The following is a 14902-nucleotide window of genomic DNA, read 5'->3' as shown; positions in this document are numbered from 1 at the left end:
CCCGCACGACCGTTCGCGCCGGGTCAGCAGGAGGCCGCCTCGAAGAGGGTGTACATGGCGCGGCGCAGCCCGACGACGTCCCGCACGGGTTCGGGGAACTCGAAGCGCGCGTCGAAGCAGGAGCCCTGCCCCTCGACGAAGCGCACCCGCAGGCCGAAGCGGTCGAGGGCCACCGGAACCGCGGAGGGCCGATGGGCCGGACAGTCACAGGCCGCGCGCTCGCCCAGCAGCGCGTGGAGCATCCCCATCCGCTCGCCGTGCGCCGCGTGCAGATGCTGGAGCAGCTCCGCCTCGTGCACGACGAGCGGGTCCGGGGCGGCGTCGCGGAAGGCTTCGGGCTCGACGTCCTGCGCTCCCCAGAGATCGTCGACGAACGCCTCCGCCGTCTCCAGCCGCAGCATCATCCGGCCGGGACCCGCCATTCCCGGTACGGCGGTGAGCCGGCCCGAGATCCAGGCGCGGCCACGGACGCGGTGCGGGACGGAGACCGGTGCGACGTCCGTGAGCTCCAGCACGGCGTTGAGCTCGTCACCCTCGGCGCGCGTCGCGGCCCGTACGGCCGGCGAGCCGGCCGGGAACTCCAGGAACAGGCCACCGTCCGGACCCACGCTGCGGGAGCTGGGCAGCAGGTGGTCGGCGGAGGTCACATCGAGCCCCGGTACGACCAGTGCCGCGGAGCAGGTACTCTGTACGAGAGTTCGTGTGCGCTCGGCTGCTGACGGCATCCGAGTGTTTTCAAGCCCGCTGGGACGCGGCTGACCACGATCAGATCGGCCTTCCGTCGTAGCAGCGCCCTCGTGCGCGCTGCCGCTGTCCGTGTTGTCCGTGACGTCTGTGGTGTTCCCAGGGCGAGACATGCGATCTCCTTGAGTAAGGTAAGCCTTACCTAACTTAACCTACAACGGAGGTCTGGAGAACGTGCCTAACCAGTCGCGTCCCAAGGTCAAGAAGTCGCGTGCCCTCGGCATCGCCCTGACGCCTAAGGCTGTCAAGTACTTCGAAGCCCGTCCGTACCCGCCGGGCGAGCACGGCCGTGGCCGCAAGCAGAACTCGGACTACAAGGTCCGTCTGCTCGAGAAGCAGCGTCTGCGCGCGCAGTACGACATCAGCGAGCGCCAGATGGCCCGCGCCTACGACCGCGCCAAGAAGGCCGAAGGCAAGACGGGCGAGGCGCTGGTCGTCGAGCTCGAGCGCCGCCTCGACGCCCTGGTCCTGCGTTCGGGCATCGCCCGCACCATCTACCAGGCCCGCCAGATGGTCGTTCACGGCCACATCGAGGTCAACGGTGGCAAGGTCGACAAGCCGTCGTTCCGCGTCCGTCCCGACGACGTCGTGATGGTCCGTGAGCGCAGCCGCTCCAAGGTCCCCTTCCAGGTGGCCCGCGAGGGTGGTTACGACACCGACGGTGAGACCCCGCGCTACCTCCAGGTGAACCTGAAGGCCCTGGCCTTCCGCCTGGACCGGGACCCGAACCGCAAGGAAATCCCGGTCATCTGCGACGAACAGCTCGTCGTCGAGTACTACGCCCGCTGATCCCGGCGTAGCTCTCACCCGAGCTCGGGCCCGCCCCTCCCTGTTGTCCGGGAGGCGGCGGGCCTTCGCGTTCCCCCCGGCGCCGCGGGAGTGCCGGTCCCCGCCGGGCCCGGCAGCCGCGGGCCGCCGGACAGTGCCCTCGACACGGCCGCGTCCAGGCTCAGGTGCTCACCCGTACGCCGCCGCGCCTCGTACGCCTCCTCACCCAGCTCTCCGCGGGCACGTTCCTCGCACTGGGCCCGAGGCAGCCCGTAATGCGCCGAACCGAACAGCGGCAGACCCACCGAGGGCCAGATCCCCCCGGCCGCCCCCTGCAGTACGGCGGCCTCGGCCGCGTCCCCGTCGACCGCGGTGACCAGGGCGAGGAGCTCCAGGGTCAGTACGGTGGCGAGCAGATCGTGGAAGGTCCGGCCGATGCCCAGGCACTCCAGGAGCATCCGGCGCGCGAGGCGGGTCTCCCCCCGCTGAAGGGCCGCGTACGCCAGCACGTACAGCGCGTAGGCGAGCGCCCACCGCTCCCCGTGGTCGTCGCAGATCTCCCTGACCTCCTCGCAGATCGCGACCGCGCCGTCCAGATCGCCGAGGAAGGCCACCGCCATCGCCAGCTCGACCTGGCCCATCAGCACATTGCTGTTGAGTTCACCCGCCTCCCGGTAGCGCTCCAGCGCGTCGCGCAGCAGCTCCTGCGCCCGCGCCATGTCATCGGTGACGAGCGCCAGGCAGCCCATCCGGTGCACCGCGTACGCCACGGCCGAGGCGTCACCGACCCGCTCCCCCTCCTCCCGGCACTCCTGGAGCGCGGAGACGGCGCCTACCGCGTCCCCCTGGAGCACCGCCACGTACCCGAGCACCCACAGTGCCTTCAGCCGGGACGCGTCGTAGGGCGACTCCTCCTCCAGTACCTGGTCCAGCCAGTGCCGTCCCTCGGCGAGACGGCCGCAGCCGACCCAGTAGAACCAGAGGGTGCCCGCCAGGTACTGGGCGAGATGGACCTCCTCCGGGCACTCCATGGAGCACTCCATCGCCCGCCGCAGGTTGGGCAGTTCACTGTCGACACGGGCCGCGACCTCGCTCTGCCGCGGGCTGAACCAGTCCAGCTCGCACCAGGTCGCCAGCCCCACGAACCAGTCCCGGTGCCTGCGGCGCAAGCGGTCCGTGTCCCCGGTGGCGGCCAGCCACTCGGCGCCGTACTCGCGCACGGTGTCCAGCAGCCGGTAGCGGCAGCCGGCCGCCGAGTCCTCACGCACCACGACCGACTGGGCGAGGAGCGCGTCGAGCACGTCGAGCACCGAGTCGGCCGGCAGCTCGGGGCCGCTGCAGATGTACTCCACGGCCTCCAGGTCGAACTGCCCGGCGAAGACCGACAGCCGTGCCCACAGCAGGCGCTGCTGCGGGGCGCACAGCTCATGACTCCAGCCGATGGCCGTACGGAGGGTCCGGTGGCGGGCCGGAGCGACGGGGCTCCCGCCGGTCAGCAGGCGGAACCGGTCGTCGAGGCGGTGCAGTATCTGCTCCACCGACAGGGCACGCATGCGTCCCGCCGCCAGTTCGATCGCCAGCGGAAGCCCGTCGAGGCGGCGGCAGAGCTCCCCCACGGCGGCCCGGTTGCCGTCGGTGAGCCGGAACCCGGGCTGTACGGAGCGGGCCCGCTCGGCGAACAGCTCCCACGCGTCCCGCTCGCTCATCGGCGCCAGCGGGAAGGTCAGTTCGCCCTCCACCCGGAGGGGGCGCCGGCCGGCGGCCAGGACGCTCAGCCCGGGGGCACGGCGCAGCAGTTCGGTCACGAGCTCGGCCGTGGCCTCGGTGATCTGCTCGAAGCCGTCGAGTACGAGCAGGAGTTGACGTGCGGCCAGGTGTTCGACGAGCGTGGCGCGCGGCGGTCTGCTGGTGTGGTCGGTGAGCCCGAGCGCGTCGACCAGCGCGTGTTCGAGCAGTCCGGCATCCTGGACGGCGGACAGCTCGGCGATCCAGACGCCATGGCAGTACCGTTTCTCCAGCAGCGAGGCGAGCCGGGTCGCACAGCGGGTCTTGCCCGCTCCCGCCACCCCCGCGAGCGTCACCAGCCTGGACTCCTCCAGCAGGCGCCCCAGTTCGGCCAGCTCGTCGTCGCGCCCCACGAACCTGTTCAGCTCCGCGGGGAGATTGCCCCGGACGCGGGAGGGGCGTGAACCCGGGTCGCCGGGTGGGGAGAAGGAGCGCTGAAGGCGTCGCATAAGACACGCAGAGTACGGGCTCGGAAGCTCTCCGTACAATCTGCCTCCGATGCGTCCCGTCTTCACCCACCGGTAATGCGGTACAGGGCCTGACGCCCGGCGCGATAGGCTCGTGGGACGACGATCGCCTGTGATGACAGGGGTCGCCGGCCGAGCAGAGACACGCAGAGACAAGCAGACAGGCCCCCCACGGGGCAGGCGACGAGCAGAGAGCGGTGCACTGTGTCCGGTGGAGAGGTGGCCGGGATCCTGGTGGCCGTCTTCTGGGCGATCCTGGTTTCGTTCCTCGCCGTGGTGCTGGCGAGGCTCGCCCAGACGCTCAGGGCGACCACGAAGCTCGTGGCGGACGTGACCGAGCAGGCCGTCCCGCTGCTCGCCGACGCGTCCGTGACGGTCCGCTCCGCGCAGACCCAGCTCGCCAAGGTCGACGCGATCGCGACGGACGTCCAGGAGGTCACCTCCAACGCCTCCGCGCTCTCCTCCACCGTCGCGTCGACCTTCGGCGGCCCGCTCGTCAAGGTCGCCGCCTTCGGCTACGGGGTCCGGCAGGCGATCGGCCGCCGGTCCGTCCCCGAACCCGAGCCGGCCGGCCGGCCCTCCCGTCGTACGGTGGTCGTCGGCCGTACTGTGCCGTCCGCCCGAGCCAAGAAGCGGAACGGCCGCAGTTCCCGCGGACAGAAGGACTGACGCAGCGATGTTCCGCCGTACGTTCTGGTTCACCGCCGGCGCCGCAGCCGGCGTCTGGGCCACCACCAAGGTCAACCGCAAGATCAAGCAGCTGACCCCAGCGAGCCTTGCGGCGCAGGCCGCCGACAAGGCGATCGAGACGGGTCACAAGCTCAAGGACTTCGCCCTCGATGTGCGCGAAGGCATGATCCGGCGCGAGGCCGAACTGGGCGGGGCGCTGGGCCTCGAGGCACCGGCCGATCCCGAGCTCCCGGTACGGCCGCACTTCGCCGTCGAACCGGCGGACCCCGCCGGCACACCCCGCACCCTTCCCCGTACGCCGCACAACCGGAATGAGGACCACTGATGGAGTCGGCTGAAATTCGCCGCCGCTGGCTGAGCTTCTTCGAGGAGCGCGGTCACACCGTCGTCCCTTCGGCGTCGCTCATCGCGGACGACCCGACTCTGCTGCTGGTCCCCGCGGGCATGGTTCCCTTCAAGCCGTACTTCCTCGGTGAGGTCAAGCCGCCCGCCGCGCGCGTCACCAGCGTGCAGAAGTGCGTCCGCACGCCGGACATCGAAGAGGTCGGCAAGACCACCCGGCACGGCACGTTCTTCCAGATGTGCGGCAATTTCTCCTTCGGGGACTACTTCAAGGAAGGGGCCATCCAGTACGCCTGGGAGGCCCTGACCAACTCCGTCGAGGACGGCGGCTTCGGGCTCGACCCCGAGCGTCTGTGGATCACGGTCTACCTCGACGACGACGAGGCCGAACAGATCTGGCGCGACAGGATCGGCGTCCCCGCCGAGCGCATCCAGCGCCTGGGCAAGAAGGACAACTTCTGGTCCATGGGCGTCCCCGGCCCCTGCGGCCCCTGCTCCGAGATCAACTACGACCGCGGCCCCGAGTTCGGCGTCGAGGGCGGCCCGGCCGTCAACGACGAGCGGTACGTGGAGATCTGGAACCTGGTCTTCATGCAGTACGAGCGGGGCGCGGGCGACGGCAAGGAGGACTTCCCGATCCTCGGGGACCTGCCGTCCCAGAACATCGACACGGGTCTCGGCCTCGAACGCCTCGCCATGATCCTCCAGGGCGTACAGAACATGTACGAGACCGACACCCTGCGCGTCGTCATGGACAAGGCCACCGAGCTCACCGGTGTGCGCTACGGCGCCGAGCACGCGTCGGACGTCTCGCTGCGCGTCGTCGCCGACCACATCCGCACCTCCGTCATGCTCATCGGCGACGGCGTCACCCCCGGGAACGAGGGCCGCGGTTACGTCCTGCGCCGCATTATGCGCCGCGCCATCCGCAACATGCGGCTCATGGGCGCCACGGGCTCGGTCATCCGGGAACTGGCCGACGTCGTGATCACCACGATGGGGCAGCAGTACCCGGAGCTCCTGACCGAGCGCAAGCGCATCGAGACGGTCGCACTCGCCGAGGAGGCCGCCTTCCTCAAGGCCGTCAAGGGCGGCACCAACATCCTCGACACCGCCGTCACCGAGACCAAGGCCGCCGGTGGCCAGGTCCTCTCCGGCGAGAAGGCGTTCCTGCTCCACGACACCTGGGGCTTCCCGATCGACCTCACCCTCGAAATGGCCGCCGAACAGGGCCTCTCCGTGGACGAGGAGGGCTTCCGCCGTCTGATGACGGAGCAGCGGGACCGCGCCAAGGCGGACGCCAAGGCCAAGAAGACCGGCCACGCCGACATGTCCGGCTACCGCGAGATCGCTGACGCCGCCGGTGAGACCGACTTCATCGGGTACGACCACACCGCCGGGGAGTCCACCGTCGTCGGCATCCTCGTCGACGGCGTGCCCTCGCCCGCCGCCACCGAGGGCGACGAGGTCGAGATCGTCCTGGACCGTACGCCGTTCTATGCCGAGGGCGGTGGCCAGATCGGCGACACCGGCCGCATCCGGCTGGACTCGGGCGCCGTCGTCGAGGTCCGCGACTGCCAGAAGCCGGTCCCCGGCGTGTACGTCCACCGGGGCGTCGTCCAGGTCGGTGAGGTGACCGTCGGAGCCCCGGCCCAGGCCACCATCGACCTCCAGCGCCGCCGGGCCATCGCCCGCGCCCACAGCGCCACGCACCTGACGCACCAGGCACTGCGCGACGCGCTGGGCCCCCAGGCCGCCCAGGCCGGTTCGGAGAACCAGCCCGGCCGTTTCCGCTTCGACTTCGGCTCCCCGGCCGCCGTTCCCGGCACCGTGCTGACCGACGTCGAGCAGAAGATCAACGAGGTGCTCAGCCACGAACTCGACGTGAGCGCCGAGGTCATGAGCATCGACGAGGCCAGGAAGCAGGGCGCCATCGCCGAGTTCGGCGAGAAGTACGGCGAGCGGGTCCGCGTCGTCACCATCGGCGACTTCTCCAAGGAGCTGTGCGGCGGCACGCACGTCAGGAACACCGCCCAGCTGGGCCTGGTCAAGCTGCTCGGTGAGTCGTCCATCGGTTCCGGCGTGCGCCGCATCGAGGCCCTGGTCGGCGTGGACGCGTACAACTTCCTGGCCCGCGAGCACACGGTCGTCGCCCAGCTCCAGGAGCTGGTCAAGGGCCGTCCCGAGGAGCTGCCGGAGAAGATCTCCGCGATGCTCGGCAAGTTGAAGGACGCCGAGAAGGAGATCGAGAAGTTCCGTGCGCAGAAGGTCCTCCAGGCCGCCGCCGGTCTCGCCGAGGGCGCCCAGGACGTACGGGGCGTCGCCCTGGTCACCGGCAGGATTCCGGACGGCACCGGCGCCGACGACCTGCGCCGGCTCGTCCTCGACGTGCGCGGACGGATTCCGGGCGACCGCCCCACCGTGGTGGCCCTCTTCACCACGGCCAACGGCCGCCCGCTGACCGTCATCGCCACCAACGAGGCCGCCCGCGAACGTGGCCTCAAGGCCGGTGACCTCGTCCGCACGGCCGCCAAGACCCTCGGCGGCGGCGGTGGCGGCAAGCCGGACGTCGCCCAGGGCGGCGGGACGAACCCGGACGCCATCGGTGAGGCCGTCACCGCTGTCGAGCGCCTGGTCGGCGAGACCGCCTGATGAGTGCGCTGCTGAGGCGGGGCCGCCGGCTGGCGATCGACGTCGGTGACGCCAGGATCGGGGTCGCCTCGTGCGATCCCGACGGCATCCTCGCCACGCCGGTGGAGACCGTGCCGGGACGCGACGTCCCGGCCGCCCACCGGCGGCTGGGGCAGATCGTCGAGGAGTACGAGCCGATCGAGGTCATCATCGGTCTGCCCCGTTCCCTCGGCGGCGGCGAGGGCCCGGCAGCCGTGAAGGTGCGGGCGTTCGCTCAGGTGTTCGCCCGTGCGGTCGCACCCGTTCCGGTGCGGCTGGTGGACGAGAGGATGACCACAGTGACGGCCACTCAGGGACTGCGCGCCTCGGGCGTGAAGTCCAGGAAGGGGCGGTCTGTCATCGACCAGGCTGCCGCTGTGGTGATCCTCCAGAACGCTCTGGAGTCCGAACGGGCGTCAGGCCGGGCGCCCGGCGAGGGCGTCGAAGTGGTTGTCTGATCGCGATACGGTAACGTTCCGCGCGATGCGGCGGTGTTCGAACAAACACTGCACAGCAAGAGGCGGAACGTCGTCTCGCGGCACTAGGGGATCGATGACTGAGTATGGCCGGGGCCCCGGCTCCGAACCGTGGCATCCCGAGGACCCCTTGTACGGGGACCAGGGATGGGACAGCCGGCAGGCTGCCCACGGCCAGAGCCAGTACGGCAACGAGCAGCAGCCCTGCCCCCAGGACCCGTACGCCCAGCAGCCGCAGCAGCAGCCGTACCCGTATCCGCAGCAGGAGCAGTACGGCACCCCGCAGGACCCGTACGGCCAGCAGCCGCAGCAGGAGCAGTACGACGCCGGCTGGGACCCCGGCCAGCAGGCCGCCATGCCGTACGGCGGGCAGCCCCAGGACCCGTACGGGCAGCAGCCGGCCGGCTACGGCGAACAGCAGGACTACTACGGCACGCCCGAGGCGTACCCGCCGCCGCAGCCTCCGGGCCGCCGTGAGGCCGTGCCCGAACAGCAGGCGCGGGAGTGGAACCCGGACGTACCCCAGGAGGAGACGCACCCCTTCTTCACGGGTACCGACGAGCCGGTGGGCCGTGACGCCCGGGACGACGAGGAGCCCGAGGACGACTCGCGCGCCTCGCGCCGCGGCGGGCGCGGCGGAAGCGAACGCCGGGGCAAGGGCAAGAGGAAGAGCAGGAACGGCTGCGCCTGCCTGGTGGTCTCGGTGGTCCTCGTCGGCGGCCTGGGGGAGTGGCGTACCTGGGCTACTCCTACTACACGGAGCAGTTCGGCGCGGCGCCCGACTACGCGGGCGAGGGCTCCGGCCAGGTCGAGGTCGAGATCCCCAAGGGGGCCCTCGGCAACGAGATCGCGAACATCCTGAAGAAGAAGGGCGTCGTCAAGTCCATCGACGCCTTCGTCTCGGCGCAGAACTCCAATCCCCGGGGCAAGACCATCCAGGCCGGCGTGTATCTCCTCAAGGAGGAGATGTCGGCGGACAGCGCCGTGAAGCTGATGCTGGACCCGAGGAGCCAGAACGCCCTCGTCATTCCCGAGGGAACCAGGAACGTCACGGTCTACGCCATGATCGACAAGCGGCTCGGGCTCGCGAAGGGCAGCACCGCCGAAGTCGCCGAGACGAACGCGGAGAGTCTGGGGCTGCCCGAGTGGGCCGAGGACAATCCCGAGGTCAAGGACCCGCTGGAAGGATTTCTCTACCCGGCGGCCTACCCGGTGTCCAAGGGGTCGAAGCCCGAGGACGCCTTGCGGCGCATGGTCTCCCGCGCCAACGAGGAGTACCAGAAGGCCGAGGTGGAGGAGAAGGCGACCGAGCTGGGTCTGAAGAACCCCTGGGAGCTCATCACGGTCGCGAGCCTCGTGCAGGTCGAGGGCAAGTACAAGCACGACTTCGACAAGGTCGCGCGGGTGGTCTACAACCGCCTCGAGCCCGGGAACACCGAAACGGTGGGCAGGCTCGAATTCGACTCCACGGTCAACTACATCAAGGGCCAGAGCACCCTGGACCTCGGTCCCGTGGACGAACTCCGGAAGATCGCCGATCCGTACAACACGTACAAGATCCAGGGCCTTCCGGCCGGTCCGATCAGCAATCCCGGTGCGGACGCGCTGCACTCCTCGATGAACCCGACGCCCGGCCCCTGGTACTACTTCGTCTCCGTGACCGAGGACAAGACCGTCTTCGCCGTGACGAACGACGAACACGAGCGCAACCGGCAGAAGTACGAGGACGAGAAGGCCAAGCAGTGAGCACCGCCCGCCGGGCCGCCGTCCTCGGTTCGCCCATCGCCCACTCGCTCTCCCCGGTCCTGCACCGGGCCGCCTACGCGGAGCTCGGCCTCGCCCACTGGTCGTACGACCGCTTCGAGGTGGACGAGGCCGCGCTGCCCGGATTCGTCGAGGGGGTGGACGGTTCCTGGGCCGGGCTCTCGCTGACGATGCCGCTCAAGCGCGCGATCCTTCCTCTGCTGGACGAGATCAGCGCGACCGCGGCCTCGGTCGAGGCGGTCAACACCGTGGTCCTCGACGAGGACGGCCGGCGCTTCGGGGACAACACCGACATCCCCGGCATGATCGCGGCGCTGCGGGAACGCGGGGTGGAGAAGGTGGACTCGGCCGCCGTCCTCGGCGCCGGAGCCACCGCCTCCTCCGCGCTCGCCGCGCTCGCCGTGATCTGCACCGGACCGGTCACGGCCTACGTACGCAGCCCTCAGCGGGGCGCCGAGATGCGCGCCTGGGGTGAGCGCCTCGCCGTGGACGTACGGATCGCCGACTGGGCGGACGCGGCGCGGGCGCTGCAGGCACCGCTGGTCGTCGCCACCACGCCGGCCGGTGCCACGGACGCGCTGGCCGGGGCGGTACCCGAGGCTCCCGGCGCGCTGTTCGACGTGCTCTACGAGCCCTGGCCCACCGCGCTCGCAGCGGCCTGGACGGCCCGGCAGGGATCAGTGGTCGGAGGTCTCGACCTCCTCGTGCACCAAGCGGTCCTCCAGGTCGAACACATGACGGGCTGTGTCGCGGCCCCGCTGGCCGCCATGCGCCACGCGGGAGAACGGGCGCTCGCGGCCCGCTGAGGCCCCCTGCCGCGCCCACCGAGCCCGTCCGTCTGCTGGACCGGCGGCCGGAACACCTCCCGGTCGTGGGAGGATCGGGGCGGCGGGCCAGGGCCGCGCACCCGGTCGCGCCGTTGGATTTTCAGGCGCGAGCATGAGGAGCACCGTTGAGCAGGTTGCGCTGGCTGACCGCGGGGGAGTCCCACGGACCCGCACTCGTGGCGACGCTGGAGGGTCTTCCCGCCGGTGTCCCGGTCACCACGGAGATGGTGGCGGACGCGCTCGCCCGGCGTCGGCTCGGTTACGGCCGCGGCGCGCGGATGAAGTTCGAGAAGGACGAGGTCACCTTCCTGGGCGGTGTCCGGCACGGTCTCACCATGGGCTCGCCCGTCGCCGTCATGGTGGGCAACACCGAGTGGCCCAAGTGGGACCAGGTGATGTCGGCCGACCCCGTGGACCCCGAGGAACTGGCCAAGCTGGCCCGTAACGCCCCGCTCACCCGCCCCCGCCCCGGCCACGCCGACCTGGCGGGCATGCAGAAGTACGGCTTCGACGAGGCCAGGCCGATCCTGGAGCGTGCCAGTGCCCGCGAGACCGCGGCCCGCGTCGCGCTCGGCGCGGTCGCCCGCTCGTACCTCAAGGAGACCGCGGGCATCGAGATCGTCAGCCATGTCGTCGAGCTGGCCACCGCGAAAGCGCCCTACGGCGTCCACCCGACGCCCGCCGACGTCGAGAAGCTCGACGCCGATCCGGTGCGCTGCCTGGACGCCGACGCCTCCAAGGCGATGGTCGCCGAGATCGACCAGGCGCACAAGGACGGCGACACGCTCGGCGGAGTCGTCGAGGTGCTCGCGTACGGAGTCCCGGTCGGCCTCGGTTCGCACGTGCACTGGGACCGTCGTCTCGACGCCCGTCTGGCGGCGGCGCTGATGGGTATCCAGGCCATCAAGGGCGTCGAGGTCGGCGACGGCTTCGACCTGGCCCGCGTGCCCGGCTCCAAGGCGCACGACGAGATCCTGGTCACCGAGGACGGCATCAGGCGCGCCTCCGGGCGCGCCGGGGGCACCGAGGGCGGTCTGACCACCGGAGAGCTGCTCCGGGTCCGTGCCGCGATGAAGCCCATCGCCACCGTGCCCCGTGCGCTCGCCACCGTCGACGTCGTCACGGGCGAGGCCGCCAAGGCGCACCACCAGCGCTCCGATGTCTGTGCCGTTCCGGCCGCGGGCATCGTCGCCGAGGCGATGGTCGCCCTGGTCCTGGCGGACGCGGTCGCGGAGAAGTTCGGCGGCGACAGCGTCCCGGAGATTCGCCGCAACGTCCGGTCGTACCTCGACCACCTCCAGATCCGATGAGCGGCCCCCTGATCGTGCTGGTCGGCCCCATGGGGGTCGGCAAGTCCACGGTCGGCGAGCTGCTCGCCGAACGGCTCGGCACCACGTACCGGGACACCGACGCGGACGTCGTGGCCGCGGCGGGCAAGCCGATCCCGGAGATCTTCTACGACGAGGGCGAGGACCACTTCCGTGCGCTGGAGCGACAGGCCGTGCGGGCCGCGCTCGCCCAGCACACGGGTGTCCTCTCCCTCGGCGGCGGCGCCGTACTCGATCCGACGACCCGCGGGCTTCTCGCGGGGCACACCGTCGTCTACCTGTCGATGGACGTCGACGAGGCGGTGAAGCGGGTCGGGCTCAACACCGCCCGGCCGCTCCTCGCCGTCAACCCGCGCCGGCAGTGGCGCGAGCTGATGGAAGCCCGCCGCCACCTCTACACCGAAGTGGCCGGCGCGACCGTCGCCACCGACGACCGCACCCCCGACGAGGTCGCGCAGGCGATCATCGACGCACTGGAACTGCCGGAGCGGGCGGGCAGCGGCCCCGTACCGTCCGGCCGGGAGAAGACAGGTATGACGGAGCAGGAACCCACGCGCATCCGGATCGCGGGCACGGCGGGCACCGACCCGTACGAGGTGCTGGTCGGCCGCCAGCTGCTCGGCGAGCTGCCCCACCTCATCGGCAACCGTGCGAAGCGGGTCGCCGTCCTGCACCCCGAGGCACTCGCCGGAACCGGTGAGGCGGTCCGTGAGGACCTCGCATCCCAGGGGTACGAGGCCATCGCCGTCCAGCTGCCGAACGCCGAGGAGGCCAAGACGGCTGAGGTCGCGGCGTACTGCTGGAAGGCGCTCGGCCAGACCGGTTTCACCCGCACCGACGTCATCGTCGGCGTCGGCGGCGGCGCCACCACCGACGTGGCGGGATTCGTCGCCGCCACCTGGCTGCGCGGCGTCCGCTGGATCGCCGTACCCACCACCGTGCTCGGCATGGTCGACGCGGCGGTCGGCGGCAAGACCGGCATCAACACGGCCGAGGGCAAGAACCTGGTAGGCGCCTTCCACCCGCCCGCCGGGGTCCTCTGCGACCTCGCCGCCCTGGACTCGCTGCCGGTCAACGACTACGTGTCCGGCATGGCCGAGATCATCAAGGCCGGCTTCATCGCCGACCCGGTCATCCTCGACCTGGTGGAGGCCGATCCCGAAGGCGCCCGCTCGCCCGCCGGACAGCACACCGCCGAGCTGATCGAGCGGTCCATCCGGGTCAAGGCCGAGGTCGTCTCCAGCGACCTCAAGGAGTCCGGCCTCCGGGAGATCCTCAACTACGGGCACACGCTCGCGCACGCCATCGAGAAGAACGAGCGCTACAAGTGGCGCCACGGCGCTGCCGTCTCCGTGGGCATGGTCTTCGCCGCTGAGCTGGGCCGGCTGGCCGGCCGGCTCGACGACGCGACGGCCGACCGGCACCGCGCCGTCCTCGAATCCGTCGGGCTGCCGCTCACCTACCGCGGCGACCAGTGGCCCAAGCTGCTGGAGAACATGAAGGTCGACAAGAAGTCCCGCGGCGACCTGCTGCGCTTCATCGTCCTGGACGGCCTGGGCAAGCCCACGGTTCTGGAAGGCCCCGACCCCGCCGTCCTGCTCGCCGCCTACGGGGAGGTCTCCGCGTGACGCGCAGGGTCCTCGTGCTCAACGGACCGAACCTGGGGCGCCTGGGCTCCCGTGAACCCGACGTGTACGGCGCCACCTCCTACGCCGGACTCATCGAGACCTGCCAGGCGCTCGGCAAGGAGCTCGGCTTCGACGTGGACGTACGCGAGACCAACGACGAGGGCCAGATGATCCGCTGGCTCCACGACGCGGCGGACGGTTCGATTCCGGTCGTTCTCAACCCCGGTGCGTTCACGCACTACTCGTACGGCATGCGGGACGCGGCAGCCCAGCGGACCGCCCCGCTGATCGAGGTGCACATCTCCAACCCGTACGCACGGGAGGAATTCCGCCACACCTCGGTCGTCGCGCCCGTGGCCACCGGGACCGTGGCCGGATTCGGCATCGGCTCCTACCGCCTCGCCCTGCGGGCCCTGGCCGACGAGCTCGACGTCTGATCAGCCGGCCCCACCGGCCGGCGGGCACTCCGGGCCGTCCCCGTCCGTTCACCTCGCGGTGGCGGGGACGGTACGGTTGCCGTTCCACCAGCGCCAGTTGCCTGTACGAGACGGAGTGGCACCGGATGCAGCACGCAGTGGGGGCCCCGCTGCCGCCGCCCCAGGGTCCCGGAAACGGACCCGTCGGCCGGCCGTACCAGGCCCAGCACCCCGGCCATCCCGGCCCGCCGCCGGTCCAGCCTCCACCCCCGGGCCAGGGCTGGTCCGGCCCCGCCCCGCGCCACGCCCCCGTGCCGTCATCGCGCGAGACCACCGGTCACGTACCGCTGCCCCCCGGCGGCCCGGTACCCCTGCCCGCGCCGCCCGTCGAGCCCGGAACCGGGGCGGCGACCCTCGCCGTGCTCCTGATCGGCCCCGCGGGCGCCGGGAAGACCACCGTGGCGAGGCTCTGGGCCGCTCGCCGCCGGGTCCCCACCGCGCACGTCTCCCTCGACGACGTACGCGAATGGGTCTGCTCCGGGTTCGCCGACCCGCAGGCCGGGTGGAACGACCACTCCGAGGTTCAGTACCGGCTGGCCCGGCGCACCTGCGGCTTCGCCGCCCGCAACTTCCTGGCCAACGGGATCTCCTGCATCCTCGACGACGCGGTCTTCCCCGACCGGCCCGTGGTCGGCCTCGGCGGGTGGAAGCGCCACGTCGGCCCCGGTCTTCTGCCCGTCGTCCTCCTGCCCGGCCTGGAGGTCGTCCTGGAGCGCAACGCGGAGCGCAGCGGGAACCGGCGGCTGTCCGACGAGGAGGTGGCCCGCATCCACGGCCGGATGGCCGGCTGGTACGGCTCCGGGCTGCCCATCATCGACAACTCCGGCTTCGACGTGGAGACGACGGCACGCGTCCTGGACGACGTCCTGGCCCGCTCCATAGCCACTCCTCCGACCTGGTAGCCGCCCGGCGGTCCCCCCGGTCGGGTGCGCTGGCC

At 71.2% G+C, this 14902-nt stretch carries 12 protein-coding genes and 1 pseudogene; 11 read left to right on the top strand and 2 right to left on the bottom strand.

The annotated features are described in order from the left end of the window. Nucleotides 1–23: 23 nt before the first annotated feature. Nucleotides 24–725, bottom strand: a complete 702-nt coding sequence (locus tag Sfulv_RS03770) for a DUF2470 domain-containing protein (protein WP_173311317.1) — start codon at nucleotides 723–725, stop codon at nucleotides 24–26. A 193-nt stretch (nucleotides 726–918) separates the two neighbouring features. Between Sfulv_RS03770 and rpsD the strand changes: the two genes are divergently transcribed. After that, nucleotides 919–1533 carry a 30S ribosomal protein S4 gene (rpsD, locus tag Sfulv_RS03765; RefSeq protein WP_018960518.1) on the top strand — a complete coding sequence of 205 codons (615 nt, stop codon included), beginning with the start codon at nucleotides 919–921 and terminating at the stop codon, nucleotides 1531–1533. A 14-nt stretch (nucleotides 1534–1547) separates the two neighbouring features. Here rpsD and Sfulv_RS03760 read toward each other — a convergent pair whose 3' ends face one another. Then, nucleotides 1548–3746: an ATP-binding protein gene (locus Sfulv_RS03760; RefSeq protein ID WP_173311314.1), complete on the bottom strand. Its 2199-nt coding sequence runs from the start codon at nucleotides 3744–3746 to the stop codon at nucleotides 1548–1550. 237 nt (nucleotides 3747–3983) lie between these two features. Here Sfulv_RS03760 and Sfulv_RS03755 point away from each other — a divergent pair, with 237 nt between their 5' ends. From Sfulv_RS03755 to Sfulv_RS03710, 10 genes and pseudogenes are all read left to right on the top strand, one after another. Next, on the top strand, nucleotides 3984–4433 hold the full coding sequence (locus Sfulv_RS03755) for a DUF948 domain-containing protein (RefSeq protein ID WP_173311311.1): 450 nt from the start codon (nucleotides 3984–3986) through the stop codon (nucleotides 4431–4433). A gap of 7 nt (nucleotides 4434–4440) precedes the next feature. Beyond that, nucleotides 4441–4779, top strand: a complete 339-nt coding sequence (locus Sfulv_RS03750) for a DUF6167 family protein (protein WP_173311308.1) — start codon at nucleotides 4441–4443, stop codon at nucleotides 4777–4779. Continuing rightward, on the top strand, nucleotides 4779–7448 hold the full coding sequence (gene alaS / locus Sfulv_RS03745) for an alanine--tRNA ligase (protein WP_173311305.1): 2670 nt from the start codon (nucleotides 4779–4781) through the stop codon (nucleotides 7446–7448). Before Sfulv_RS03750 ends, alaS begins: the two co-directional genes overlap by 1 nt. Further along, nucleotides 7448–7924, top strand: coding sequence for a Holliday junction resolvase RuvX (gene ruvX / locus Sfulv_RS03740; protein WP_173311302.1), 477 nt, complete (start codon nucleotides 7448–7450; stop codon nucleotides 7922–7924). Before alaS ends, ruvX begins: the two co-directional genes overlap by 1 nt. A gap of 94 nt (nucleotides 7925–8018) precedes the next feature. After that, nucleotides 8019–9688 (top strand): annotated as a pseudogene (gene mltG, locus Sfulv_RS03735) (endolytic transglycosylase MltG). Continuing rightward, entirely contained in the window at nucleotides 9685–10512 is an 828-nt protein-coding gene (locus Sfulv_RS03730) for a shikimate dehydrogenase (RefSeq protein WP_173311299.1), read from the top strand. The pseudogene mltG and the gene Sfulv_RS03730 overlap by 4 nt, the downstream one beginning before the upstream one ends. Nucleotides 10513–10658: 146 nt before the next feature. Further along, nucleotides 10659–11843, top strand: a complete 1185-nt coding sequence (gene aroC, locus Sfulv_RS03725; protein ID WP_173311296.1) for a chorismate synthase — start codon at nucleotides 10659–10661, stop codon at nucleotides 11841–11843. Beyond that, a complete protein-coding gene (aroB, locus tag Sfulv_RS03720; protein WP_173311293.1) occupies nucleotides 11840–13489 on the top strand; it encodes a 3-dehydroquinate synthase in 1650 nt (549 codons plus the stop codon). Before aroC ends, aroB begins: the two co-directional genes overlap by 4 nt. Continuing rightward, entirely contained in the window at nucleotides 13486–13926 is a 441-nt protein-coding gene (gene aroQ, locus Sfulv_RS03715) for a type II 3-dehydroquinate dehydratase (protein ID WP_173311290.1), read from the top strand. Before aroB ends, aroQ begins: the two co-directional genes overlap by 4 nt. A gap of 125 nt (nucleotides 13927–14051) precedes the next feature. Beyond that, nucleotides 14052–14867 carry a Pro-rich N-terminal domain-containing protein gene (locus Sfulv_RS03710; protein WP_173311287.1) on the top strand — a complete coding sequence of 272 codons (816 nt, stop codon included), beginning with the start codon at nucleotides 14052–14054 and terminating at the stop codon, nucleotides 14865–14867. The last annotated feature ends 35 nt before the right edge of the window (nucleotides 14868–14902 follow it).

It is taken from the genome of Streptomyces fulvorobeus (assembly GCF_013167895.1).
GTDB classification, from domain to species: domain Bacteria; phylum Actinomycetota; class Actinomycetes; order Streptomycetales; family Streptomycetaceae; genus Streptomyces; species Streptomyces fulvorobeus.
This window is presented reverse-complemented; position numbering and strand designations above follow the sequence as displayed.

Bases quoted from the DNA above. Each gene is read 5' to 3' on its own strand.
- Sfulv_RS03770 (WP_173311317.1), bottom strand. From the start codon at position 725: ATGCCGTCAGCAGCCGAGCGCACACGAACTCTCGTACAGAGTACCTGC.
- Sfulv_RS03760 (WP_173311314.1), bottom strand. From the start codon at position 3,746: ATGCGACGCCTTCAGCGCTCCTTCTCCCCACCCGGCGACCCGGGTTCA.
- Sfulv_RS03750 (WP_173311308.1), top strand. From the start codon at position 4,441: ATGTTCCGCCGTACGTTCTGGTTCACCGCCGGCGCCGCAGCCGGCGTC.
- alaS (WP_173311305.1), top strand. From the start codon at position 4,779: ATGGAGTCGGCTGAAATTCGCCGCCGCTGGCTGAGCTTCTTCGAGGAG.
- ruvX (WP_173311302.1), top strand. From the start codon at position 7,448: ATGAGTGCGCTGCTGAGGCGGGGCCGCCGGCTGGCGATCGACGTCGGT.
- aroB (WP_173311293.1), top strand. From the start codon at position 11,840: ATGAGCGGCCCCCTGATCGTGCTGGTCGGCCCCATGGGGGTCGGCAAG.
- Sfulv_RS03710 (WP_173311287.1), top strand. From the start codon at position 14,052: ATGCAGCACGCAGTGGGGGCCCCGCTGCCGCCGCCCCAGGGTCCCGGA.